This is a genomic window from Ruegeria sp. R14_0, from assembly GCF_017743975.1.
Classification (GTDB): domain Bacteria; phylum Pseudomonadota; class Alphaproteobacteria; order Rhodobacterales; family Rhodobacteraceae; genus Ruegeria.
Genome location: NZ_JAGHRC010000001.1, coordinates 458,880 through 481,500, shown reverse-complemented (window position 1 = coordinate 481,500; position 22,621 = coordinate 458,880). Strand labels below are relative to the sequence as shown.

Annotated in this window: 21 protein-coding genes; 5 read left to right on the top strand and 16 right to left on the bottom strand. The window is 58.8% G+C overall.

Annotated features, from left to right (window positions below; genetic code table 11):
• Window positions 1-55: 55 nt before the first annotated feature.
• The 10 genes from J7416_RS02360 to yajC form a co-directional block, all read right to left on the bottom strand.
• Window positions 56-592 (bottom strand): DsbE family thiol:disulfide interchange protein, encoded by a 537-nt coding sequence (locus tag J7416_RS02360; RefSeq protein ID WP_209222690.1) that lies wholly within the window; start codon window positions 590-592, stop codon window positions 56-58.
• The gene (ccmD, locus tag J7416_RS02355; RefSeq protein WP_209222689.1) at window positions 585-743 is read right to left on the bottom strand and encodes a heme exporter protein CcmD; all 159 of its coding nucleotides are present in this window, start codon (window positions 741-743) and stop codon (window positions 585-587) included. The genes J7416_RS02360 and ccmD overlap by 8 nt, the downstream gene beginning before the upstream one ends.
• The gene (locus tag J7416_RS02350) at window positions 740-1,513 is read right to left on the bottom strand and encodes a heme ABC transporter permease (RefSeq protein ID WP_209222687.1); all 774 of its coding nucleotides are present in this window, start codon (window positions 1,511-1,513) and stop codon (window positions 740-742) included. The genes ccmD and J7416_RS02350 overlap by 4 nt, the downstream gene beginning before the upstream one ends.
• 61 nt (window positions 1,514-1,574) lie before the next feature.
• Window positions 1,575-2,231, bottom strand: coding sequence for a heme exporter protein CcmB (ccmB, locus tag J7416_RS02345; RefSeq protein WP_209222685.1), 657 nt, complete (start codon window positions 2,229-2,231; stop codon window positions 1,575-1,577).
• Window positions 2,228-2,842, bottom strand: a complete 615-nt coding sequence (ccmA, locus tag J7416_RS02340) for a heme ABC exporter ATP-binding protein CcmA (RefSeq protein ID WP_209222683.1) — start codon at window positions 2,840-2,842, stop codon at window positions 2,228-2,230. The genes ccmB and ccmA overlap by 4 nt, the downstream gene beginning before the upstream one ends.
• 146 nt (window positions 2,843-2,988) lie before the next feature.
• Window positions 2,989-3,342: an Mth938-like domain-containing protein gene (locus tag J7416_RS02335; RefSeq protein WP_209222681.1), complete on the bottom strand. Its 354-nt coding sequence runs from the start codon at window positions 3,340-3,342 to the stop codon at window positions 2,989-2,991.
• Window positions 3,329-4,105 (bottom strand): sulfite exporter TauE/SafE family protein, encoded by a 777-nt coding sequence (locus J7416_RS02330; protein ID WP_209222680.1) that lies wholly within the window; start codon window positions 4,103-4,105, stop codon window positions 3,329-3,331. The genes J7416_RS02335 and J7416_RS02330 overlap by 14 nt, the downstream gene beginning before the upstream one ends.
• Entirely contained in the window at window positions 4,092-5,060 is a 969-nt protein-coding gene (gene secF, locus J7416_RS02325) for a protein translocase subunit SecF (RefSeq protein WP_209222678.1), read from the bottom strand. The genes J7416_RS02330 and secF overlap by 14 nt, the downstream gene beginning before the upstream one ends.
• A gap of 1 nt (window position 5,061) precedes the next feature.
• Entirely contained in the window at window positions 5,062-6,723 is a 1,662-nt protein-coding gene (gene secD / locus J7416_RS02320) for a protein translocase subunit SecD (protein WP_209222676.1), read from the bottom strand.
• 33 nt (window positions 6,724-6,756) lie between these two features.
• Window positions 6,757-7,044: a preprotein translocase subunit YajC gene (gene yajC / locus J7416_RS02315; protein WP_209222674.1), complete on the bottom strand. Its 288-nt coding sequence runs from the start codon at window positions 7,042-7,044 to the stop codon at window positions 6,757-6,759.
• A 201-nt stretch (window positions 7,045-7,245) separates the two neighbouring features.
• Between yajC and J7416_RS02310 the strand changes: the two genes are divergently transcribed.
• Both J7416_RS02310 and serS read left to right on the top strand, forming a co-directional pair.
• Window positions 7,246-8,910 (top strand): mechanosensitive ion channel domain-containing protein, encoded by a 1,665-nt coding sequence (locus J7416_RS02310; protein WP_209222672.1) that lies wholly within the window; start codon window positions 7,246-7,248, stop codon window positions 8,908-8,910.
• 72 nt (window positions 8,911-8,982) lie between these two features.
• Window positions 8,983-10,278, top strand: coding sequence for a serine--tRNA ligase (serS, locus tag J7416_RS02305; RefSeq protein WP_209222670.1), 1,296 nt, complete (start codon window positions 8,983-8,985; stop codon window positions 10,276-10,278).
• A gap of 53 nt (window positions 10,279-10,331) precedes the next feature.
• Here the strand turns inward: serS and J7416_RS02300 are convergent, their stop codons facing one another.
• The 5 genes from J7416_RS02300 to J7416_RS02280 form a co-directional block, all read right to left on the bottom strand.
• Entirely contained in the window at window positions 10,332-10,934 is a 603-nt protein-coding gene (locus J7416_RS02300) for a helix-hairpin-helix domain-containing protein (RefSeq protein ID WP_209222668.1), read from the bottom strand.
• Between the two features lie 89 nt (window positions 10,935-11,023).
• The gene (locus J7416_RS02295) at window positions 11,024-12,010 is read right to left on the bottom strand and encodes a fatty acid desaturase (protein WP_209222666.1); all 987 of its coding nucleotides are present in this window, start codon (window positions 12,008-12,010) and stop codon (window positions 11,024-11,026) included.
• A gap of 163 nt (window positions 12,011-12,173) precedes the next feature.
• Complete coding sequence (gene der / locus J7416_RS02290; RefSeq protein ID WP_209222664.1) at window positions 12,174-13,637, bottom strand: ribosome biogenesis GTPase Der; 1,464 nt, start codon at window positions 13,635-13,637, stop codon at window positions 12,174-12,176.
• Between the two features lie 48 nt (window positions 13,638-13,685).
• The gene (locus J7416_RS02285) at window positions 13,686-15,008 is read right to left on the bottom strand and encodes a PQQ-like beta-propeller repeat protein (protein ID WP_209222662.1); all 1,323 of its coding nucleotides are present in this window, start codon (window positions 15,006-15,008) and stop codon (window positions 13,686-13,688) included.
• A gap of 42 nt (window positions 15,009-15,050) precedes the next feature.
• Window positions 15,051-15,722 (bottom strand): hypothetical protein, encoded by a 672-nt coding sequence (locus J7416_RS02280; RefSeq protein ID WP_209222660.1) that lies wholly within the window; start codon window positions 15,720-15,722, stop codon window positions 15,051-15,053.
• 226 nt (window positions 15,723-15,948) lie between these two features.
• Here J7416_RS02280 and J7416_RS02275 point away from each other — a divergent pair, with 226 nt between their 5' ends.
• From J7416_RS02275 to speD, 3 genes are all read left to right on the top strand, one after another.
• Window positions 15,949-17,181, top strand: coding sequence for an efflux RND transporter periplasmic adaptor subunit (locus J7416_RS02275; RefSeq protein WP_209222658.1), 1,233 nt, complete (start codon window positions 15,949-15,951; stop codon window positions 17,179-17,181).
• The gene (locus J7416_RS02270) at window positions 17,178-20,975 is read left to right on the top strand and encodes an efflux RND transporter permease subunit (RefSeq protein WP_209222656.1); all 3,798 of its coding nucleotides are present in this window, start codon (window positions 17,178-17,180) and stop codon (window positions 20,973-20,975) included. The genes J7416_RS02275 and J7416_RS02270 overlap by 4 nt, the downstream gene beginning before the upstream one ends.
• A 173-nt stretch (window positions 20,976-21,148) precedes the next feature.
• Window positions 21,149-21,538, top strand: coding sequence for an adenosylmethionine decarboxylase (speD, locus tag J7416_RS02265; protein ID WP_209222654.1), 390 nt, complete (start codon window positions 21,149-21,151; stop codon window positions 21,536-21,538).
• A 650-nt stretch (window positions 21,539-22,188) separates the two neighbouring features.
• Here the strand turns inward: speD and J7416_RS02260 are convergent.
• Window positions 22,189-22,512, bottom strand: a complete 324-nt coding sequence (locus J7416_RS02260; RefSeq protein WP_209222652.1) for a hypothetical protein — start codon at window positions 22,510-22,512, stop codon at window positions 22,189-22,191.
• Between the last annotated feature and the right edge of the window lie 109 nt (window positions 22,513-22,621).

The window sequence follows — 22,621 nt, the reverse complement described above, 5'->3', positions numbered from 1 at the left end:
CATTCCCAGAAAAGAGCGCGTGCCGCAGGCACGCACCGCTTGGCAACGGTTTCGGTTACCGACCGGCCTTCTCCAGCGCCGGGCGGATGGTGCTTTCGATTACGCGCTGCGTGATCGGACCTGCGAAACGCAAAATGATTGTGCCCTCGCCGTCGACAACATAGGTCTCGGGTACGCCATAAAGACCCCAATCCAGCGCCATGCGACCCTGCTCATCCCGCCCGATAGCTTCGTAGGGATCGCCGAGCTCGGTCAGGAATGCATCCGCATTAGCCAGTTGGTCCTTGTAGTTGATGCCGTAAACCGGAATACCCTCTTCCGACAGGGCCTCAAGGTTTGGGTGCTCGGCGCGGCACGGGGCGCACCAACTGGCCCAATAATTCACCAGCTTGACCTCACCATCGCGCAAGGTGGCATCGTCGAACGGCGTCTTGCCCGGAAACTCGGTCAGAACGACCGGCGGGGCGGGCTGACCTTCGCGCGCTGATGGCAACGCATTGGGATCCTCACGGAACATCCCGATCCCCGCCAGAACGGCGAAGGCGCCGAAAATCAGCGGCGGAGCGATCATCAGGGGCGAGATTTTAGCCATTGCGCGTCATCCTGTTTTCGATCTTTTCCATCTCGGCCCGGACCTTGCGGCCACGCAGGATCGAGAAAACCACAAGGGCGACCAACAGCACCAGAGAGGCCGCGTAGGACCACAGAACCGCGTCCGCGTATTTCCCTAGATCAGGCATCATCCGCCAACCCTTTCCCGTGCCAAAAGCGCCTTGATCCGCCGCGCCCGGATTTCGGTTCCGGTACGATAAAGCACCAGCGCAATGAACAGCAGCACAAACCCGATCATGCACAGCAGCAGCGGGTAGAAGTAGATATTCGACACCTTCTCTTCCGTGTCCGAACCGGTCACGGCCGCTGCGCGCATCACAGAGGCCCCCTGATGCAGACCCTGGTTCCAGAAGTTCACAGCATACCGGCTGAGAAGCGCAAAAACCGAACCGACAAGACACAAGACTGAGGTCAGATCAGCAGCCGTGTCAGAATCCTCGATCGCTTCCCAAAGGGCGACATAGCCCAAGTAGAACAGGAACAGAATCAGGAACGATGTCAGGCGCGGATCCCATGCCCACCATGTGCCCCACATCGGCTGCCCCCAGATCGCGCCGGTTACCAGGGCGATGAGTGTCATGACGATCCCGACCGGGGCTGCGGCACGCGCGGCCAATGCGCTGACGTGGTGACGTCGCACCAGCCAGACCAGTGAGGTTGCCAGCATCATCAGCCAGCAATTGATCGCCATCAACGCCGCAGGCACGTGCAGGTAAATGATCTTGACCGTCGAGCCCTGCTTGTAGTCATCCGGCGTAAAGAAGAACCCCCAGACCAGGCCAACGACCAGGCAAATGGCGGACGAAATCCAGAAAACCGGCAGAACCCGTTCACTGGTTGCCAGGAACTTGCGCGGGTTGGCGTATTCCCAGAGGGTGTTGGCTTTGGCTGCGATAGACATGGGCCTTATCTAGTCCGAGTCGTGTTTGTTCTCAATTGACTTCAGTCAAACTGCGACCGCGTCACCGAAGGTTGATCCGCAGCACCGCTGCGCTGGCAAACGGCAGCAATGCGATTGTGGCTGCGGTGATCCCACCCAGCATAAGCAGCGGGGTTTGCGTTTCCATACCTGTGGCCCCGCGACGGGCAACTTCGGCCCCAAAAATCAGCGTGGGAACGTAGAGCGGCAGAACCAGCAAAGACAACAACAACCCGCCGCGTTTCAGGCCCACGGTCAGGGCAGCACCAAAGGTTCCGATCACGCTCATGGCCGGGGTGCCAATCAGCAGCGAAATAACTAACCAGAAAAAGCCCGGCACCGGCAGGTTCAGCAAAACACCCAGAAACGGCGTAGCCAGAACCAATGGCAAACCGGTCGTCAACCAATGCGCCAGCGCTTTGACTGACACGACAGCCTCAAGCGGCAAAGGAGCCGTGGCCAGCAAATCCAGTGATCCATCCTCCCAATCCAAAGCCAGCAGGCGGTCCAGCGACAGCAGGCAGGCCAAAAGCGCACCTAGCCACAGGATACCGGGCGCGATGGTGGATAGCAGCGAGGATTGCGGGCCAACTGAGAATGGCACCAAAACGGTCAGGATCAGGAAGAAGGCGAGGCCCAGTCCAAAACCCCCTCCGGCGCGGAAGGCCAGTTTCAGGTCGCGCAGCAAAAGGGCGATCACAGGAAGCCTCCGTCAAAGTCGTCGATGGGTTTCGGCTTGGCCTTGTTGGGGCCCACATCCAGAACCTCTCCTTCCAGGCCGAGGTCGATATGCGTCGCAATCAGGGCCGAGCCCCCCTGCCCCAGATGCGCGCGCACGGCGTCGGCGAACATCCGCACAGCGTTCTTGTCCAGCGAAACGGTCGGCTCGTCGAGCATCCAAATCGGCCGCCCGGTGACCAGCATCCGCGCCAGACCAAGGCGGCGTTTCTGACCGGCTGAAAGGTTTCCCGCATGGCGGTCGGATAGTTCGTTCAGTTCAAAGGCATCCAGTGCGGGTTGGATGCCTTGTGTGCCAAAGACCGAGGCCCAGAAGGTCAGATTCTCGACCACAGTCAGTGTTGGCTTCAACCCGTCGGAATGCGAGGCATAGGCAATTTGATCCTCGGCCCCTTCGATCGTGCCAGTCAGTGGCGGCTGCAATCCGGCCAAGGTGCGCAGCAGCGTCGTTTTGCCAATACCGTTCGGCCCGCGCAGGATCAGGGCGCGCCCGGGCTGTAACGAGAAGGTTAGTCCTTCCAGAACGGGAATGCCGCCACGGGTGATGGCAAGATCGGTTACGGTCAATGTCATACGGTCCCGCTTATCCTATTGCGCATAGGGGCAAAAGGCGGGATTTGCCGCAGAGCAACGCGCGTATCGCCTTTGGTGATCAGACGAGCGAGGGGCCAGCCCCTCGCGCTCCCCGGGATATTTTTGGCCAGAGGAAGTGGACCCTATCAGGTAGCAAGCAGCGCCAGCGCTATACGACGGCCTTCGGAGAGCAGAACATTATAGGTGCGGCAGGCCGCAGGTGAGTTCATGATCTCGACCCCCATGCCTGCCTGTTCGAGCGCGGATCGCATATCTGTGGGAATGTGCGCCAGTTCAGCGCCGGTTCCGATCAGCAGGACATCCACTTGCCCGGCCAGAGCAAGCAAGGGCGATTGGTCGTCGAATCCCCCCCATGTGACAGTGCCCGCGGGACCCGTCAGCACCGAGCCTTCATACACCTGCCCTCCAATTCGGAAAAAGCCCGGTCCGTAGCCATCGACAGGCGACGCATTGTTATAAGTGATCTCATTCAATCGCATGGGCGTCCTCTATGCCCCATATAGGTAGACCCGACAAGGCGGCAACCGCGATCGCAAGATAGGCCGCGAAGCGATAGATTTTCTCTTTTTCCGGATGGAACAGCCAGCCGCCGAGCCAATTGCCCAATAGGTTGGGAACCGACAGAGCAAGACCCAGAAGGATGCCGTCCTGCGTCACGCGCCCCATGGCAGACAGGAATCCGAAAATCAGAAAGTCAAAACCGAAGAGAAACAACAGGATCGTGGCACGTATGACCTCGACCGGCAGCGGGCGGGACATGTAAAAAAGGATCACGGCTGGTCCCGGCAGGCCAGCAACACCGCCCAGAAATCCGGCGGCGCCACCGATTGCCGTCACCATCGCGCGTCGCACGCGGCCTTTGTAACGCAGACCCAGTATCAGGATGGCCAGCATGAACAGAGCCAGCAGGCTGACCGCGTATCGGAACACTTCGGGCGCGACCAGTGTAAGCAGCCACAAGCCGACCGGCAGAACCAGGGCGCATCCCAGCAGCAGCCGCACCAGATCGCCGCGATCTACCGCCTGCCATGCCCGTCGCAAGTTGGGCAATGGCCCGAAAATGTCCATGATCGTCAGCCCGATTAGCGCCCCAAACGGGCCCAGAAACGGCGTCGCCAGTGGTAGGAAGACCAGCGCAGTTCCAAACCCGGAAAACCCGCGCACGATCCCGCTCAAGAGTGCCGCAAAAAAGATCACGGCCAGCCCCGTGGGGGACTGGCCGAACAGTTCAAGCGTCCACATTCGCGAACTGATTGCCCGCGTTGTTGGACGGTTTGGACCAATCGCGCTTGACCCCCAGCCACAACAGGATGGTCGAGGCCACAAAGACCGAAGAGTAGGTCCCCACGATCACGCCCCAGATCATGGCAAAGACAAAGCCACGGATCACGTCCCCGCCCAACACATAGAGCGAGATCAGCGCCAGCAGCGTGGTGACAGAGGTCATGACCGTCCGGCTGAGGGTTTCGTTGATCGAGATGTTCAGAACCTCTTTGAGGTCTTTCTTTTTGTACTTCCGCAGGTTCTCGCGCACGCGGTCGAACACGACCACGGTGTCGTTCAGCGAATACCCGACAATCGTCAGCAGCGCCGCAATAATGGCCAGATCGAACCGGATTTGAAGCTCTGAGAAAATCCCGATGGTCAGGATCACGTCATGCACCAATGCGGCTACAGCGCCCAAGGCGAATTGCCATTCGAAGCGCAGCCAGATGTAGACAAGCACCGCGCCGATCGCCAGCGCCACCGCGATAACCGCCGTCTGGATCAACTCGCCCGAGACTTTGGGGCCGACAGATTCGACCGATACAAACTGGATGTCCGGCGCGGCCACTTTCAGCGCCTCTTCAACGGCGGTGACGGTCTCAGCCGACACCGATTCTGCGTCGGCCTGAGCCTGAATGCGGATCATCGCAACGTTTTCGTCCGGCCCGAAGGTCGGATCAAAAATCTCGGTGATGGACACATCGCCCAGTTCCAGCGGAGCAATGGCATTACGATAGGCGCCGACGTCCACGACCTCGGCGCTTTGGGTCCGGATCGTGGTCCCGCCGCGGAAGTCGATACCGAAGTTCAGGCCCTGAATCATGAAAGAGGTGAACGCAATCACCATCATCAGTCCGGAGATGCCCAGCCAGATCTTCCAACGGCTGAAGAAATCGAACGAGGTGTTCTGGGGTACGAGTTTAAGTCTCATGTCAAACCTCGATCGTTTTCGGACGGCGGCGTTCGAACCACATGACGATCATCAAACGCGTCACGAAGATCGCGGTGAAGACCGAGGTCAGAATACCAATTCCCAAGGTAATTGCGAAACCGCGTACAGGACCGCTGCCCATTGCGAACAGGATGGTCGCGGTAATGAACGTGGTCACGTTCGCGTCCAGAATGGCCGACAACGCCTTTTCATAGCCCAGTTCGATGGCACGCGCCGGGCCTTTGGCGGATTTCAGTTCCTCGCGGATACGTTCAAAGATCAGCACGTTGGCGTCCACCGCCATACCCACTGTCAAAACGATCCCCGCGATGCCGGGCAATGTCAGCGTGGCACCGATCAGGGACAACAGGCCAAACAAAAGGCCCACGTTGATAATCAGGGCGATGTTGGCAAAGATACCAAACAGACCATAGCTGAGCGCCATGAAGGTCAGCACCGCAACAAAGGCCACGATGGTGGCCACCTTACCGGCGTCGATGCTGTCCTGCCCCAGTTCCGGACCGATTGTTCGTTCCTCAAGGAACTCAAGCCCCGCAGGCAGGGCACCCGCGCGCAAAAGGACGGCCAGATTTGTGCTTTCTTCAACGGTAAAGTTGCCGGTGATGATCCCCGATCCGCCCGGAATGTGGCTTTGGATCACAGGGGCCGAGATGACCTCATCATCCAGAACGATGGCAAAGGGCTGACCGATATTTTCCAGCGTATAGTCGCCGAACTTGCGTGCGCCCGAGGTGTTGAACCGGAAGCTGACCGCTGGACGGCCGTTTTGGTCAAATGAAGGCTGGGCATCCACCAGTTCCTCGCCGGTGACGACCGGGGCGGACTCGACGGTGTAGAAGATACCGTTCTCATCGATGGACGGGATGATCTTTTCGCCAATGCCCGGCACAGCGTTTTCGTTCGTGCCCCGCCCAACAACGGGGTTGAAGGTCAACTGTGCGGTCGTGCCAATGATATCTTTCAACTCACCTGCACTGCCGATACCCGGCACCTGAATCAGAATACGGTCTGCACCCTGTCTTTGGATCGTGGGTTCACGCGTGCCGACCTCGTCGATACGACGGCGCACGATCTCAAGCGACTGGCGCACGGTTCGGTCATCTGAGGCCAGCTTCTCCGCCTCGGACAACTGAACAACGATGGTGTCGCCCTCGGCGCGCGCTTCGATGTCGGTTGCCCCTACCCCGGTCAGGGTCTGCACCTGACGGGCCAAACCGCGCACCACCTCAAGCGCGCGGTTGATGCCCTCGGGCTGGCTGATCCTGACGCGGATCTCGTCAGGGGCCGAGTCCTGTCTTCGGATCGTACCGACAGTCGCGCGTTCGTCACGCAGGGCATCACGGATTTCGGGCCACATCGCCTCCATCCGGGATTCGTAGACGTCGCCGACCTGTACTTCGGCCAGCAGATGCGCACCGCCGCGCAGATCGAGGCCAAGATTGACCAGAGACGACGGCAGCCAATTTGGCCATTGCGCCGCTTCGGCCTGCATTTCGGGGGTGTCGATGCCAAGCTCAATCGCGGTCTTGGCATCGTTGGATTGCTCGACGCGCGTGTAAAACGCATTCGGCAGGGCCATCAGCAGACCGATCACGCAGACCGACCAGATCAGAACCCGCTTCCAGGTATCAATTTGCAGCATTACCCTGCCTTTTCAAGGAATTGTCGCGCGAAGTTATTTCGCCGGTTCGGTCTTGTTCAGAACCTGAGCGATGGTCGACTTGACGACACGAACCTTGACGCCTTCGGCGATTTCGACCTCAATCTCGTTCTCGCCTTCTTTGACCTTAGCGACTTTGCCAATCAAACCACCCTGGGTGACAATCTGATCGCCACGGCGCACAGCCTCGACCATGGCCTGATGTTCCTTCATCTTTTTCTGCTGCGGACGGATCAGCAGAAAATACATGATCGCGAAGATCAGGATCAGCGGGAGAAACTGGGCGATTGCGCCACCTTCCATGGGATATTCCTTTGTTTAGATGCTGCGGACACGCTCCGCAAATTTGGCGAGAACCTATGCTCTGAGGTGCCCCTTTGCAAGCAAAGGCGTCGCTGTGCCCCACCCAGATGCGACAACGACGTGCGAAGAACATTCAAGACGTTGCAGATATGTCCTAGGCACATTGCCGAAACCGGGTATAGTTTGGGTCAAGGGGGACATATGGCACGGCAATTCAAGCCCTTCCTTTTGCTGATTTATTTTCTGACGGCCATGGCGTCGAGCCTTTGGTTTGCAGATACCGCAGTGGCGCAGGAAACACCGGCTGAGACTGTCCCGCCCGAGGGTGAAGAATCGGATGCTTTCATGGCTCCGGTCATCGTGGACGGTGACGTCTTGTTCCAGGTCCGGGGCTCCAGCGCCCTGCCCGCGCCAGAACGGGCTGAAGGTGTTCAGAACAAGATCATCGAAATTGCCGAGGCTTCGGACGCGCCAACGGTCGAAATCACCTATGAAGAAACCGAGATCGGCATCTGGACAATTGCGGATGGCGAAAGGGTCTCGATTGTAACGGCAGCTGATGCCGAGCTGGATCAAATGGAACTCAGCGTTCTAAGCGTGCTGCACGGGAACGCGATCAAACAATCCATCGAATCCTACCGCGCCAACCGTACGGAACAAGCACGGGTGTCCGGCGCGATCGAGGCCGCAGCATGGACGTTGGGGTTCGTTGCCTTCGTGGTGGCGATCCTGTGGGTGCACCGTCGGATTCGCCGAAAGACACTGAAGTTCGTAAAACGCTATCTCAAGGATGTAGAAACGGCCACTGCCAAAAGCGTTCAGGCCGAAGCGATTGCAGCGCTGGTACGCTATGGCCTGAACTTCGTTCTGCTGATCATCTTTTTCTTGGGGTTCTACTACTACCTGTCTTTTGTCCTGCTGGCATTCGCTGAAACCCGCTATTTCGCGCAGTTGTTGCTGACCTATCTGACCGAGCCGGTGTTGCTGATCTTCAGCGGTATCCTCAGCTATATCCCTAACATGATCATGCTTGGCCTGATCACCTGGGTGACGATGTACATTATCAAAGGGATGCGGGTGTTTTTTGACGCGGTCGAAGCAGGCTCCTTCGACATGGGCGACTTTGAAAAACACTGGGTCAGCCCGACTTTCAACATCGCCCGAGTCGTTGTGATCCTGATCGCTCTGGTCTTTGCGGTTCCCTACATTCCCGGATCTGACTCGGCCGCGTTTCAGGGGCTGACAATTCTGGTTGGCGCGATGCTGTCGCTGGGTGCGAATTCGGTCGTGTCGAACATGCTGGCAGGCCTCTTTGTGATCTACCGCCGCTCGACCTCAATCGGGGACCGCATCCAGATCGGCGAACACATCGGCGACGTTGTTCAGATCAAACTGATGGAGACGCACCTGAAGTCCATCAAGAATGAGCTGATCTCGATCCCCAATGCGCAGCTTATGAATTCTGATGTGGTCAATTTCTCAAAGAAAACTGATGGCAGCGGACTGCTGCTGCATACCACCGTTGGTATTGGATACGAAGAGCCGCCTGAAAAGGTTGAGGCGATGCTGATTGAGGCTGCCAATCGCACCAAAGGTATCAAGGCCAAGCCGGAACCCTTTGTTTTGTGGACCTCTTTGGCCGATTACGCGATCAACTATCAGATCAACGGCTATACGACCCGAGGCAGCATCATCCCTAAAATCCGGTCGGACCTGCATCGCAATATCGTGGCCGTCTTCAACGAGAATGGCGTCCAGATCATGACGCCCTCTTACATGGCCGATCCGCCCGAACCCAAGATCCCGGCCGAGCATTGGGATGGCCACCTGGCGCATGAAACACACGAGGACGCAGTTAAGTCGTAACCGGCGCTACACCCTGCCATTCAGATGGTGCATAAGCGGTTTCAGTGATTCACGCATTTAAGGATCTGAACCATGCACGACATCCGCGCCATTCGCGAAAACCCAGCCGCCTTCGACGCCGCCATTGCGCGCCGTGGGGACGCGCCGGTGTCGTCAGACTTGCTAAGGCTGGACGAAAGCCGCCGGGCCAAGATTCTGGCCGCTGAAACCGCGCAGGCGGAACAGAACAAAGCCTCCAAAGAAGTCGGCGCCGCCAAAGCCCGCGGCGACGAGGATGAGTTCCAGCGGCTGCGCGCACTGGTCTCGGAAAAGAAGGCTGAGATCGCCCAGATGCAGAACGAGGCCAAGGACCTTGATGCTCTGCTGACAGATCAACTGATCCGCATCGCCAATCTGCCCGCCGAAGACGTGCCCGAGGGCGAAGATGAGAACGACAACGTCGAGATCAACCGCTGGGGCACGCCGCGGGAACTGGACTTTGCACCGAAAGAGCATTTCGAAATCCAAGCCGTTCAAAACGGGATGGATTTCGAAACCGCTGCCAAACTCTCCGGCTCGCGTTTCGTGCTGCTGTCCGGCGGTGTCGCCCGCATTCACCGTGCGCTGGCGCAGTTCATGCTGGACACCCACATCAACGAGAACGAACTGACAGAGGTGAACGGCCCGGTTCTGGTTCTGTCCGAGATGATGCAGGGCACCGGTCAGCTGCCGAAATTCGGCGAAGACAGCTATCAGACTCGCGAAGGCTGGTGGCTGATCCCGACGTCGGAGGTGTCGCTAACCAATATCGTCAACGACACGATGATCGAGGAAAGCTACCTGCCTCGCCGTTATACCGCGCATTCGCTGTGCTTCCGGTCCGAAGCCGGCAGCGCGGGCAAGGACACGCGCGGGATGCTGCGTCAGCACCAGTTCGAAAAGGTCGAGATGGTCTCGGTTACCCATCCCGACAAATCGGATGACGAACAGAAACGCATGTTGCGCTGTGCTGAGGGCATTCTGGAAAAGCTAGGCATCCCCTATCGCACCGTGATCCTGTGCACCGGCGACATGGGCTTTGGCGCGCGCCGGACCTTTGACATCGAAGCGTGGCTGCCCGGTCAGGATACCTATCGCGAGATCAGCTCGGTTTCGACCTGCGGTGATTTCCAGGCGCGCCGGATGAACGCGCGGTTCCGTCCCGAGGGCGGCGGTAAGCCGGAATACGTTCACACGCTGAACGGTTCGGGCCTGGCCGTTGGGCGCTGTTTGATCGCGGTACTGGAGAACGGTCAGAACGCAGACGGCACCGTTACCCTGCCCGAGGTTCTGGCCCCTTATCTGGGCGGCAAGCTGACCCTGCAACTGGACGGTACGCTGGCAAAATAAAACCGGCGCACCCAAGAGGTCGCCGGTTCTGAAAGATCAAGGGCGGAGAAGGTTTACTTCTTCGCCTTTTTCTTATCCTTCTTCTTGTCTTTCTTTTTGTCTTTGGTCTTGCCTTTTTTGTCGGCGCTTTTCTTGCTGTCTTTCTTGTCTTTTTTCTTATCTTTCTTGGCCTTGGCTTTTACCTTGTCTTTGGCCTTGGAAAAGACAGCCTCCATCTCTTGCAGCTTTTTGGCGGCTTTTTCAGCCTTGGCTTTTGCCTTGGCCTTCTTGCGAGCCTTGGCCGCTGCCAGTTCTGCAGCAGCCTTTTCCTCGGCCGCTTTGCGCGCAGCCTCTTCAGCGCGTTTCTCAGCAGCGGCGGCCGCGACGGTCTTGCGAGCCGCGGGCCTGCGTGTCGCCGGTTTTCGGGTTGGAGCCTTTCGCGCAGGTGCGCGTCGCGTGGTCGGTTTTGCAGCAGGTTTCGCGGCGGCGGTTTTCGGTGCGATCGCTTCTTTCGCGGCGGCGATCAAGACAGCTGCACGGGCTTCACCGATACGAGGAACTTTGACCAGATCAGCGGTGGCCGCTTTGGCTATGGCCTCGGCGGTTTTGAAACCATTGGACGTCAAAGACTGTCCAAGCGTATCACCTACACCTTTGATTTCGGTCACTGCGGTCATTCTCTGTCCTTTCTGTCTATCCCTGCAACCTGTATATACATAAGATATACTGCCTCGCAAGCCTATGTACGAACATAAGGATTTTTGCGTCAATTGCTATGAGCTAACCGACCTGATTGATCCTTTCGTGGAAACGGTACAAGGCGTTTCGCCTCTTCGTCCCACAGTTTCAGCTTCAATGCCGCCACGGCCTCGGGGAACTTGATACGGCGCGGAGTGTATTCTGGCGGAAGGTTATAATGGCAGGCCCGCAACCGGTACGACGGAATACGTGCGTTGAAATGGTGAATGTCGTGCAGCGTGATGCAGGCAACCGCATTGTCGAACCACCACCCGAAATCTAACGCAGATGAGCCCTGCAATGCGGCCAATTGAGGGTCCAGGTCGGGGCGGCGATCCCAGTAAGTGTCTTCGAAATTGTGCTGCAGATAGACCAGAAAGACGCCCAGCATGCCGCCCAACAACGAAAACACCAGCCAAACCAGAATGCCCGTCGTACCGGCGATCAAGTACAAAAGCCCGAGAAACACGATGATGGACAGGTTGTGCAACAGCACGCCCATTACCCCAAAACGAACCGTATTCTTGGGCCAGCGATAACGGATGAAATAGGTGAACAGCGCGCCAACCGGAACCATGATGAACGGATTTCGGTAAAGCCTGTAGAACAGACGCGTTTTCCAGTCGGCGTTCTCCCATTCGCGAACGGTCATGGTATGGATTTCGCCCGTTTCGCGGTGTTCCAGGTTCCCGATCCCGGCGTGATGCAGGTTGTGGTTCTGCTTCATCACCTCGAAGGGCGCAAACGTGAATGGCGAAAGCCCGTGCCCCGCCCATTCATTCTGCGCGCGGGTTTCGAACAGCGAATGATGCCCGCAATCATGTTGCAGCACATAAAGACGCACTGCAGAGAAGGCAAAGACGATCCCGGCGGGGATCATCACATACCAGCGATCTACATAAATGATCGCCAGTGCCAGCGATGTGAAATACACCGCGAAGGTTCCAAAATAGCTCAGCGCGGCCAATCTGTTGTCCTGAACCGCGTATTGCCTTGTGTATTCCCTCAGATCCATCCAGCCGCTCCCCACGTTGGTCAGGTCCAATGGTTGTCAAAAACTGGTGCGGATACTCCGCGTGAAAAACTGCGCGCAAAAAACAAATGCACGCCAGTGAATGCTAGCGCGGTGAATTTAGGCTGTCACGCCCTTCCGTCAAAAACGCTGAAAATTGGCGCAGTTACGCGCGACCCTTGAGATGTTTGGCCAGCGCGCCCGCGTTTTTCTTGCGGCGTCCTTTATAGGGGTTCTTGTCCCCTTGCCCGCGCAACGTCAGGCGGATCGGCGTGCCGGGCATGTCAAAATCTTCGCGCAAGCCATTGACCAGATACCGCGTATAGCTGGCAGGCATCTTGTCCGGATGCGAGCACATCACGACAAACCCGGGCGGGCGCGTTTTGGCTTGGGTCATGTAACGCAGCTTGATCCGGCGGCCTTGCGGGGCTGGTGGCGGATGTTGTTCCAACATGGCCGTCAGCCAGCGGTTCAACGCAGCCGTTGGGACACGACGGTTCCAGACGTCATAGGCGCGCAGAATGGCCGCGCGCAGACGTTCCAGCCCGCGGCCTGTCTTGGCGGAAACCGTGACCAGAGGGGCACCGCGCAGTTGCGGCAGCAAACGCTCGAACGACTCTTTCAGATCGCGCAGCTTTTCCTGCTTATCCTCTTCGATGTCCCATTTATTGATGGCAACAACGACGGCGCGGCCTTCGCGCTCGGCCAGATCAGCGATGCGCAGGTCCTGCTGTTCGAACGGGATGGCTGCATCCAACAGAACCACGACAACTTCGGCAAATTTGACCGCGCGCAGACCGTCAGACACCGAAAGCTTTTCGAGTTTCTCCTGCACCTTCGCCTTTTTGCGCATTCCCGCTGTATCAAAGATACGCATGGGCGTGGTTTCCCCGTCCGGGTCGGCCCAATCGATGCGCAGGCTGATAGCATCGCGGGTAATCCCGGCCTCGGGTCCGGTCAGCAGGCGATCTTCACCAATGATTTTGTTGATCAGCGTGGACTTACCAGCATTCGGACGCCCCACAACGGCCACCTGCAACGGTTTGGCGGCGGTAATCAGCGGTGTTTCGCCCTCGCCGTCCTCATCCAGGTCGATATCTGTTTCCGGTGCGTCTTCGACCGCCTTCTCTTCGGCAGCATCTGCCAGCGGCATGAGCTGGGTGTAAAGGTCAGTCATCCCCTCACCATGCTCGCCCGACAGGCGAACGGGCTCACCCAAGCCTAGGTTGTAGGCCTCAAGCACTCCGGCATCCGCCGCGTTGCCTTCGGCCTTGTTGGCCGCGAGGATCACGTGTTTCGAGCGTTTGCGCAGGATTTCCGCGAACATCTCATCGGTCGGTGTGATGCCGACACGTGCGTCGATCATGAACAGACAGACATCGGCCATATCCACCGCGCGCTCGGTCAGGCGACGCATGCGGCCTTGCAGGCTGTCGTCGGTTGCATCCTCAAGACCTGCGGTGTCGATCACGGTAAAGCGCAGATCGCCCAGACGCCCCTCGCCCTCGCGCAGGTCGCGCGTTACGCCCGGCTGGTCATCGACCAAAGCCAGACGTTTGCCGACAAGGCGGTTGAACAGGGTGGATTTGCCCACGTTGGGGCGCCCCACGATGGCGAGGGTCAGCGACATGATACTCAACTTTCAAGACTCAGACGCGCCCTTTAGCGCATCTTTCGGTCAACGGAAAGCGTGCAAATCACCTTTGGTCGACACCACGTACAGCGTCTGCCCGGCCACAACCGGCGCTGTCGTCGCACCGCCAGGCACCTCGACACGGTTCACAAGCGTTCCGTCAACCGGACTGAAGAAGCGGAGATAGCCGTCATTCGACGCGATGACGATGCGACCGCCCGCCAGAATCGGGCCGTAATGCGCATAGATCGGCCCACGCCGACCTGGCCTGTCTTTGACAAACCCCGGAAGATCTTGCGCCCAGACAATTGCCCCGGTGGCCGCGTCCAGCCGCACCAGCTGGCTGCGGTCACTGATCAGGAAAATGCTGTTGCCCGCGGGCCAGACCGTATCGACAGCCCCTTCGTCCGCTGTCCAGATGCGCTCACCCGTGTTGGCGTCAAACGCAACGGTGCGGCCAGAATGATTGCCGATGTAGATCGTGTTGCCCACTGCCATTGGACCACCGGTCACATCAACGATTTGCGCGGCCGCACGTCCACGGCGACCACCCGCGACGGACGCGTTCCAGCGGCGAATACCGCCCCGGCGGAAAGTGGCGGCGATGTCACCCGAACCAAAGGCAAAGACAGAAAAGTCAGATGCCAGAACCGGCGCAGGTGCGCCAAGTACGTTGCCGACACTGGGCGTGCCCTGCACCTGCCAGGCGATACGCCCGTCCTTGGTGTTGACAGCCCAGCCGGTTTCATCGCCGGCAACCAGATACAAAAGACCGCCGCTGACCAAGGGCGCACCGCTGCCGGTTGCGTTCAGTCGTTTCTGCCAGCGGACAGCACCGGTTTTTGCATCCAGCGCGGTCAGGCGGCCAAAACCAGAGGACACGTAAAGAACGCCATTGTCATAGGCCATACCACCGCCAGTGGCATCCGAGTCGCCGTCACTCGGCGGGATCAGGTTGGTGTTCCAGGCGACCTGCCCCTGCGGCGTGACGGCTGAAACAGTGGCACCTGCATCCAGCGTGTAGATCAGGCCGCCTGCCACAACCGGCTCGGCCGTGATCCGCTGTTTGCGGGCGTCGCCCTTGCCGATGGATGTGGACCAGATGCGCTGCGGCGTGGCGCGCAGTTGGGCGTTCGTTGTTCTGAACGCGGCTGTGCCCGCGCTTTGCGGCCAACTGGCATTGGCCTTCTGCGCCGGCAGGCTGATCGGTTTCGAACCACGGGTTTCCACGGTTGCCGTATCGGAAGCCGGACGAATATCTTCCCGCTCACCGGGCAGGATGACCTCGGGCTCTTCACAGGCTGCGACCACGGTCAGGGCCAGGGCTGCCACTGGCAATCCAATACGAGAAAATAGACTTGCTACCATGATATTCCGAACTCGCCTGTAAGTGTTCTTGCCGCTACCGGATCAGCCCTGCTGGGCCACCAGAGGTTCCGGTACACCGCCCAGCGCTACGATAAGCTGTGCCGCACGTTGCTGTTGGTCGATGCTGACCTCGGCATCCTGACGCAGCGATTGCAGGCGCGTGATCGCAGCCTCGACATTGCCCTCGGACACATCGATCAGGGCCAGTTGTTCCTCGGCCAGCAAACGCAGCGGCGCACCGGGTGCGGCAAGCGCTTCGAACTGAACGCGGCGATCGGCGGCGGGCATGGTCTCGGATTGCAGCAAAAGCGCCTTGAAACTGGCGATGGCGCGGTAGATTTCCGGCAGATCACCCTGCGTTGCAACAGCATTCAGGCTGGCAACCGCGTCCTGATCGGACCCGGCTTCAAGCTGAGAGGCCGACAACAGCATTTTGAGAATCGCGTCTCCGCCCGGTGATTGCGTTTCAACTGCTTCCAGACCTGCCACACGATCTTGGGACTGATTCTGCGTCAGGGCGGCCAAAAGGGAATCCCCAAGCTGTTCCGCCTGACTGGTGGCACGCGCCTTGCGCACCTCGTTGAATGCGGCACCGCCCACGATCAGAACGACCGCAAGAACGCCAACCCAGCCCCATCTGCGCAATAGCAGGAACAGGCGGTCTCGGCGCACCTCTTCGGTCACCTCATCAATAAAACTGTCGACGTCGCTCATCCCTGCCCTCCGGGGCTGCATCCCTTGTGTATGGCGCCATGTCATACCCCGGCGCTTTCGCCAAGCCAAGGGTCCGATTACGCACATTCACAATGGGGCCCTTCGCTATTGTGGAAAAAAATAAACCGAACTATTCAGTTTAGCGTAGAAAAGATACATACTCGTGGCCAATTTCTAGCAAGGACGCCAAGAAAAAAGCGGCAACGAATTCTGGGAGTAGCCCCGCATGCGTTTGATTTCACTTGTAAATGCAGCATTGGTGATAGTTGTTCTGTTTTTCCTCGTGTTTCAGAGGGACAGCCTTTTCGCGTTTGCCGGACGCGCGGAAGCTGACGCCGGCCCCGATACAGCCACCGAATCCGGCGCGGATTCGGGCGAAGATCAGCTGGCAATCGGGGTCGTTGCCATGCGATCCGCCGCGCGCGAGATTGACAGCGCCGTCCTTTTGCGCGGTCAGACCCGAGCCAATCGCGAGGTCGAAGTTCTGGCTGAAACCACCTCGACCGTGGTCTCAGAGCCCAAGCGCAAGGGAGCTTTTGTCGAAGCTGGTGATCTGCTGTGCGAGCTTGATCCGGGCACGCGCCCCGCAAGCTTGGCCGAAGCCAAAGCCGCCAAACTGGAGGCCGAAAGCCGCATCCCCGAAGCCGAAGCCCGCCTGCAAGAGGCTCATGCCCGCGTCGCCGAAGCCGAGATCAACCTCACCGCGGCAAACAAACTGTCCGAGACCGGTTTTGGATCGGAAACGCGCCGCATCTCGAGCGAGGCCGCAATGCGCACCGCCGAGGCGGGTGTTAAAACCGCAGAAGCCGGGCTGGAAGCCACCCGCGCCGGGATTGAAGCTGCAACAGCAGAGGTCGAGGCCGCACAGCGCGAGATCGACCGCCAGACCATCGAAGCCCCGTTCAAGGGCCTGCTTGAAAGCGATACCGCCGAGTTGGGCAGCCTGATGCAGCCCGGGTCTCTTTGCGCGACAGTCATTCAGCTGGATCCGATCAAGCTGGTCGGGTTCGTCCCCGAGACCGAGGTCAACCGTGTAATCGTCGGTTCTGAGGCAACGGCACAGTTGGTGACCGGCCTGCAAGTTGCCGGTCGCGTGACTTTCCTGAGCCGCTCTGCCGACGAAGTCACCCGCACATTCGAAGTCGAGATCACGGTTCCGAACCCTGAACTGGCCATCCGCGATGGACAAACGGCCGATATCCGCATTTCGGCCGCTGGAGCCAAGGCGCACTTCCTGCCGCAATCAGCCCTGACACTGAACAACGAGGGTCAGGTCGGCGTGCGCACCGTGGGTCAGGGTAACGTGGTTGACTTCCTTCCCGTCGCCTTGCTGCGTGACACAGCTGAGGGCGTCTGGGTTGGCGGCCTGCCAGAAACAGTCGACATCATCGTCGTGGGACAGGAATTCGTCACCCGCGGCGTCATGGTCGAACCCACCTATCGGGAAGCATCGAAATGACCGGTATAGTCAGTTGGGCCGCAGGCCGGGCCAGAATGGTTCTGGCCTTTATCGCTATCTCATTGGTCATCGGCGGGTTTGCCTATGTCAGCCTGCCGAAAGAAGGTGAGCCGGACATCGAAATCCCTGCCCTGTTCGTCTCGGTGCAGTTTCCTGGCATCTCTGCCGAGGACTCGGAAAACCTGCTGATTAAACCGATGGAGACCGAGCTTGCAGACCTTGATGGTCTGGAAGAAATGACCTCGACCGCCGCCGAAGGCTATGCCGGTGTCGCGCTGGAATTCGAGTTCGGCTGGGACAAAACAGCGATCATGGCCGACGTGCGCGATGCGATGAACAGTGCGCAGGCCGAGTTTCCCGAAGGCGCCGAGCAATATTCGCTGACCGAGATCAATTTCTCCGAGTTCCCCATTGTCATCGTCAACCTGACCGGCGCTGTTCCTGAACGCACGATGGCCCGCATTGCCAAAAGCCTGCAAGACGATCTTGAGGCTTTGGACTCGGTGCTTGAGGCGGGTATCGCGGGCAACCGCGACGAATTGCTTGAGGTTTTGATCGATCCCCTGCGGCTTGAGGCGTACAACGTCACAGCGGCCGAGTTGATCAATGTCGTGCGCAACAACAACCAGCTGATTGCAGCGGGCGAGGTTGAAACGGCTCAGGGTACGTTCTCGGTCAAGATCCCGTCATCGTTCAAAACCGCGCAGGATGTGTATGACCTGCCGGTTAAGGTGAACGGCGATCGAGTCGTTACGTTGGGAGAGCTGGCGCAGGTCAACTATACCTTTGAAGACCGCGAAGGCACCGCCCGTTTCAACGGCGAACAGACCGTCGCGCTGCAGGTGGTCAAGCGCAAGGGCTACAACCTGATTGACACGGTCGACGCCGTGAAGGCCACTATTGCCGCTGCTCAGACCAAATGGCCGCCCGAGATGCAGACCGCGATTCAGCTGGGCACATCAAATGACCAAAGTCGTATTGTCGGCTCGATGGTCAGCCAGCTTGAAGGCTCGGTTTTGACTGCTGTTGCGCTGGTTATGATCGTTGTTCTGGCCTCACTCGGCACCCGCGCGGCGCTGTTGGTTGGTTTTGCGATTCCGACCTCGTTTTTGCTGTGTTTCGCCTTTCTCGCCATGAACGGGGTCACTATCTCGAACATGGTGATGTTCGGACTGATCCTGGCCGTGGGGATGCTGGTCGACGGGGCCATCGTCGTCGTGGAATATGCCGACAAGCGCATCAAAGAGGGCGTCGGCCCGATGCATGCCTATGTCGAGGCGGCGCAGCGGATGTTCTGGCCCATCGTGTCATCGACCGCGACAACGCTATGTGCCTTCCTGCCCATGCTGTTCTGGCCTGGCGTTCCGGGCGAGTTCATGAAGATGCTGCCAATCACGCTGATCTTTGTTCTGTCGGCCTCGCTGGTGGTGGCACTGGTCTATCTGCCAGTCATGGGCGGTGTTTCGGGCCGCCTTAGCCGGGTGTTCGACCGTAGCTCGGAATGGCTGCGCGCACGGACGCCTTGGTGGGTTCGGGCCGTCATGGTCCCGCCCTCGCTGTACATGATCTTCCTTGGCGCAATGCAGCTTCTGAACCCTGCTTATCTGTTGCCCGAGGGCGCATCTGGCGGCGTAATGTTCGGCGCGGCTCTGTTCATTTTTGGTGCCTTTGCCGGATCCGTCACGCTCAGCGCGGCACGGATCGAACGCGCGCCGGAACAGCATGTGCATACCGCGCGCGAACACACGCTGTTTGGCTACGTCATCAAGTTTCTGGTCGGCAATCCGATCATGCCGGTGGTCTCGATTGTCGTGGTCATATTTTGCGTCATAAGCGTGATGAGCTACTACGGGGCCAACAACCGCGGTGTCGAGTTCTTTGTAGAAACCGAACCGGAACAGGCCACTGCCTTTGTTCGTGCGCGCGGCAACATCTCTCTGGTTGAAAAAGACCAGATGGTGCTGGCCGCCGAAGAAATCATCAGCGCGCATCCCGCCGTGGTCAACGTCTTTGCCTTTGCCGGCGAAGGTGGTCTGAATCAGAACAACGGCGGTGCGCAAGCGCCGGCCGATACGGTCGGTCGGGTCCAGTTCGAGATCATTCCGTGGGAAGACCGGCCAAACCTGTCCGAGCCGATCCTCGGCGGGTTGGTAGATCGTCAGACCATTGCGCCAGAATATGACGGCAATTTTGTTTTGGATGAGCTGAACGCCGAACTGGCAAAGATTCCGGGATTCGTGGTCGAGATCGAGCCACTGGAGCAAGGGCCAGCCTCGGCCAAGCCGGTCCATCTGCGCATCAAAGCGGATGGTTGGGAAGAGCTCACCTCGGCCACAGTCGCCGCTCGTGAAGCGTTCGACGCCACCCCCGGCCTGATCAAGATCGAAGACACCCTGCCCCTGCCCGGTATCGATTGGCAGATCGACGTGGACGTCGCCAAGGCGGGCCGGTTCGGTGCGGATGTGGCCACGGTTGGAGCAATGGTGCAGCTGGTCACGCGCGGATTGCTGCTGGGTGAAATGCGCCCCGAGGGCGTGGATGAGGAAATCGAAATCCGCGTTCGCTTTCCTGACTCAGACCGGGTTCTGTCGACACTCGACACGCTCAAGGTCCGCACACCGGATGGTCTGGTGCCATTGTCGAACTTTGTGACGCGCAAACCGGTGGCCAAACTGGCTCAGATCAACCGGATCAACCAACAGCGTTACTATGACGTGAAAGCCGATGTTGAACCTGGGCTGAGCAAGGTCGTATCGACCGGCCCGGACGGCACGGAACAACGGCTGGCCGTGGTGCGCGAAGTTGCCGAAGACGTCGAGCCAACCGGAGCGACCTTTGCCGGCCCGTCCGGTGGCACGTACGAGTTGATGATGCTGACCGGCGCTGGAAGCGTCGATGAGGTGCGCTCGGGCCTAGAGGCTGGCGACGCCCGCGTGGTGCTGATCAATCCCAACGAGCGAATTGCAGTTCTGACCGAGTGGCTCGACACAAACCCCTTCGGCAGCACCGTCGATTGGGAATGGACCGGCGATCAGGAAGAACAGGAAGAATCCGGAGCGTTCCTGCAGAGCGCCTTTCTGGGCGCGTTGGGCCTGATGTTCGTGATCCTGCTGGCGCAGTTCAATTCGTTCTATAACTCGGTGCTGGTACTGTTGGCCGTTGTCTTGTCGACCACGGGTGTCCTGATCGGGATGATGGTCATGCAACAACCCTTCTCGATCATCATGACGGGCACCGGGATCGTGGCGTTGGCGGGTATCGTGGTGAACAACAACATTGTTCTGATCGACACCTACCAGGAATACAGCCGCTATATGCCCCGGATCGAAGCCATCATCCGCACGGCCGAGGCGCGCATCCGCCCGGTTCTGCTGACAACCCTGACCACGATGGCTGGCCTGACCCCGATGATGTTCGGGCTGTCGCTGGACTTCATCAATGGCGGCTATTCGATCAACAGCCCAACCGCCCTGTGGTGGAAACAGCTGGCGACTGCGGTTGTCTTCGGGCTGGGCATCGCGACTATTCTGACCTTGATCGTAACGCCGTCCTTCCTGGCGCTGCGGGTGTGGGTGACCACCTATGCCGTGTGGCTGGCCAAGGCGCTGGCGCGGGCGACCGCGGGACGCTCCAGCCAGATCGCCCAGGATATGGCCGTGGGCCGCGCCGCCCGTCAGGCTCAAACGACCGAAGTTGTCTGGGATGATGGCACGCCCGAGGCGGGGCAACCTGAGGCTGGAACGGACGATCACCCCGATCATCCTCCGAAAACGCCACTGAAAGCGGCTGAGTAACCGAAAGCGGCGCCCAAACAGGGTGCCGCTTTTCCTTTGGGTTTGGGCCAGCAACTGCAAAATATCGCCACATCAAAAGCTATTTAGCAAAGTGCAACGAAGCCGGAATTGACTTGCGCAGGCAAAAGTCTATCGATGCCTTAGCAGCCTGTTTTTTTTGGACCACGCTTTTCATGGACGCAATACCTCCCTCATTGGGCCTGCATCTGATTGCCGACTTCTTTGAGGCAAGCGCCCTTCACGATCCACTCCCCTGCGAAGATGCGCTGAGGCGCGCAGCTTTCGCCGCCAAGGCCGACATTCTTGAGCTCAAGACCCATGATTTTGGAAAACGAGCGGGTTTTACCGGCGTGGCGTTGCTGGCCGAGTCCCATATCTCCGTCCACACCTGGCCCGAACACGGCTACGCCGCCATCGACATCTTTATGTGTGGCGAAGCGCAACCGCAGCGCAGCCTTGATGTCCTGAAAGACTATTTCCGGCCGCAACGCATCAGTACCCAGTCCATCAGACGAGGGCTGGTCGGGCAGACACTGCCGCGATTGGCTGTGGCGGGTTCCTGAACGACGAATACAGGAATTACACCGGCCCCCCTGCAACGGTTGTGTCATTGCGCAACCCCACCCTATCGCGTTTGGTTAAGAAAGGCGTGAAGGTGTGTGCTGTGGGCCTCCGAGAAACAGACTAACGCTGGGATCGATGGTGGGCGATTCCAACCAGGAATGAGGTTCACAACCCCGTTGGCATCGTAAGATGCGCTTATGCCGCAGCGGGAACTGGTCGTGAACTCAATCCGCAGCTTGGACATCTATCCCGAGTAGCCATCCGATGTGCGCAGCACATAACTAACCGCCCCAAACAGCCCGACGGCCCTGTGGTGGAAGCGGCTGGCGACTGCCGTAGTCTTTGGGCTGGGCATCGCAACCATTCTAACCTTGATCGTGACGCCGTCCTTCCCAGCGATGCGCAGTAGGTGACCACCTGCGCTGTGTGGCTTGGCAGAGCGCAGGCGCGCCTCACGGCCGGTCGCTCCAGCCGGATCGCTCAGGATGCCGTTATAGCTCAGGCAAAGGAAGTTGTTTGGGGGGACGAAGCTGCGCCGGCTCGAAACAAGGCTTCAGATGATCGACCGGATCAGTCCCCCACGCCACCGCAAGCGGCTGCTGAAAAACAAAATGGCGAACTTCAGGGTTCGCCATGTTTTTTATGTGACTTAGTCGGTGAAGACATACTCACCGAGATCACACAGGTTTAGGCCGTAGTCTTCAACCGATGATCCATCATCGAAACCGCCGCGAATATCATAAACGCATGTGGTAAGACCATCAGCGATAACAACGTCAATCTCGTAGTCGGGTGCCAGATAGCCACCCCTTAGGAGATTGCCTTCCCAGCTATCGGACGACGCGGGGGAGACATTGAACTCCACCAAGTCCGCGCTGGAATCGTTGACGATCAGAAACTCAAGGTCCTCGGCGCTTACCGAAGTCGCCATAAGAACAGTTGCGATTGCCGCAACTGCTGCACGCATTTTCATCAGTTATTCCTCGTTTTTGGGTTCAGCCAAAGTGTCATGCACCGTGCCTGCCCGTAAATTGTCATCGACGAAAACAAACGTCAATTCATACTTGGATGAAAAATCAGGT

What these genes read in the sequence shown, in the direction of transcription:
- der (WP_209222664.1), bottom strand. Translation starts at nt 13,637, where the DNA reads ATGTCGCTGACCCTCGCCATCGTGGGGCGCCCCAACGTGGGCAAATCC.
- J7416_RS02300 (WP_209222668.1), bottom strand. Translation starts at nt 10,934, where the DNA reads ATGACCGCAGTGACCGAAATCAAAGGTGTAGGTGATACGCTTGGACAG.
- J7416_RS02280 (WP_209222660.1), bottom strand. Translation starts at nt 15,722, where the DNA reads ATGAGCGACGTCGACAGTTTTATTGATGAGGTGACCGAAGAGGTGCGC.
- ccmA (WP_209222683.1), bottom strand. Translation starts at nt 2,842, where the DNA reads ATGACATTGACCGTAACCGATCTTGCCATCACCCGTGGCGGCATTCCC.
- J7416_RS02350 (WP_209222687.1), bottom strand. Translation starts at nt 1,513, where the DNA reads ATGTCTATCGCAGCCAAAGCCAACACCCTCTGGGAATACGCCAACCCG.
- J7416_RS02275 (WP_209222658.1), top strand. Translation starts at nt 15,949, where the DNA reads ATGCGTTTGATTTCACTTGTAAATGCAGCATTGGTGATAGTTGTTCTG.
- secF (WP_209222678.1), bottom strand. Translation starts at nt 5,060, where the DNA reads ATGAGACTTAAACTCGTACCCCAGAACACCTCGTTCGATTTCTTCAGC.
- speD (WP_209222654.1), top strand. Translation starts at nt 21,149, where the DNA reads ATGGACGCAATACCTCCCTCATTGGGCCTGCATCTGATTGCCGACTTC.
- J7416_RS02330 (WP_209222680.1), bottom strand. Translation starts at nt 4,105, where the DNA reads ATGTGGACGCTTGAACTGTTCGGCCAGTCCCCCACGGGGCTGGCCGTG.
- yajC (WP_209222674.1), bottom strand. Translation starts at nt 7,044, where the DNA reads ATGGAAGGTGGCGCAATCGCCCAGTTTCTCCCGCTGATCCTGATCTTC.
- J7416_RS02270 (WP_209222656.1), top strand. Translation starts at nt 17,178, where the DNA reads ATGACCGGTATAGTCAGTTGGGCCGCAGGCCGGGCCAGAATGGTTCTG.
- secD (WP_209222676.1), bottom strand. Translation starts at nt 6,723, where the DNA reads ATGCTGCAAATTGATACCTGGAAGCGGGTTCTGATCTGGTCGGTCTGC.
- J7416_RS02310 (WP_209222672.1), top strand. Translation starts at nt 7,246, where the DNA reads ATGGCACGGCAATTCAAGCCCTTCCTTTTGCTGATTTATTTTCTGACG.
- J7416_RS02360 (WP_209222690.1), bottom strand. Translation starts at nt 592, where the DNA reads ATGGCTAAAATCTCGCCCCTGATGATCGCTCCGCCGCTGATTTTCGGC.
- J7416_RS02335 (WP_209222681.1), bottom strand. Translation starts at nt 3,342, where the DNA reads ATGCGATTGAATGAGATCACTTATAACAATGCGTCGCCTGTCGATGGC.
- J7416_RS02295 (WP_209222666.1), bottom strand. Translation starts at nt 12,010, where the DNA reads ATGGATCTGAGGGAATACACAAGGCAATACGCGGTTCAGGACAACAGA.
- ccmD (WP_209222689.1), bottom strand. Translation starts at nt 743, where the DNA reads ATGATGCCTGATCTAGGGAAATACGCGGACGCGGTTCTGTGGTCCTAC.
- serS (WP_209222670.1), top strand. Translation starts at nt 8,983, where the DNA reads ATGCACGACATCCGCGCCATTCGCGAAAACCCAGCCGCCTTCGACGCC.
- J7416_RS02260 (WP_209222652.1), bottom strand. Translation starts at nt 22,512, where the DNA reads ATGAAAATGCGTGCAGCAGTTGCGGCAATCGCAACTGTTCTTATGGCG.
- J7416_RS02285 (WP_209222662.1), bottom strand. Translation starts at nt 15,008, where the DNA reads ATGGTAGCAAGTCTATTTTCTCGTATTGGATTGCCAGTGGCAGCCCTG.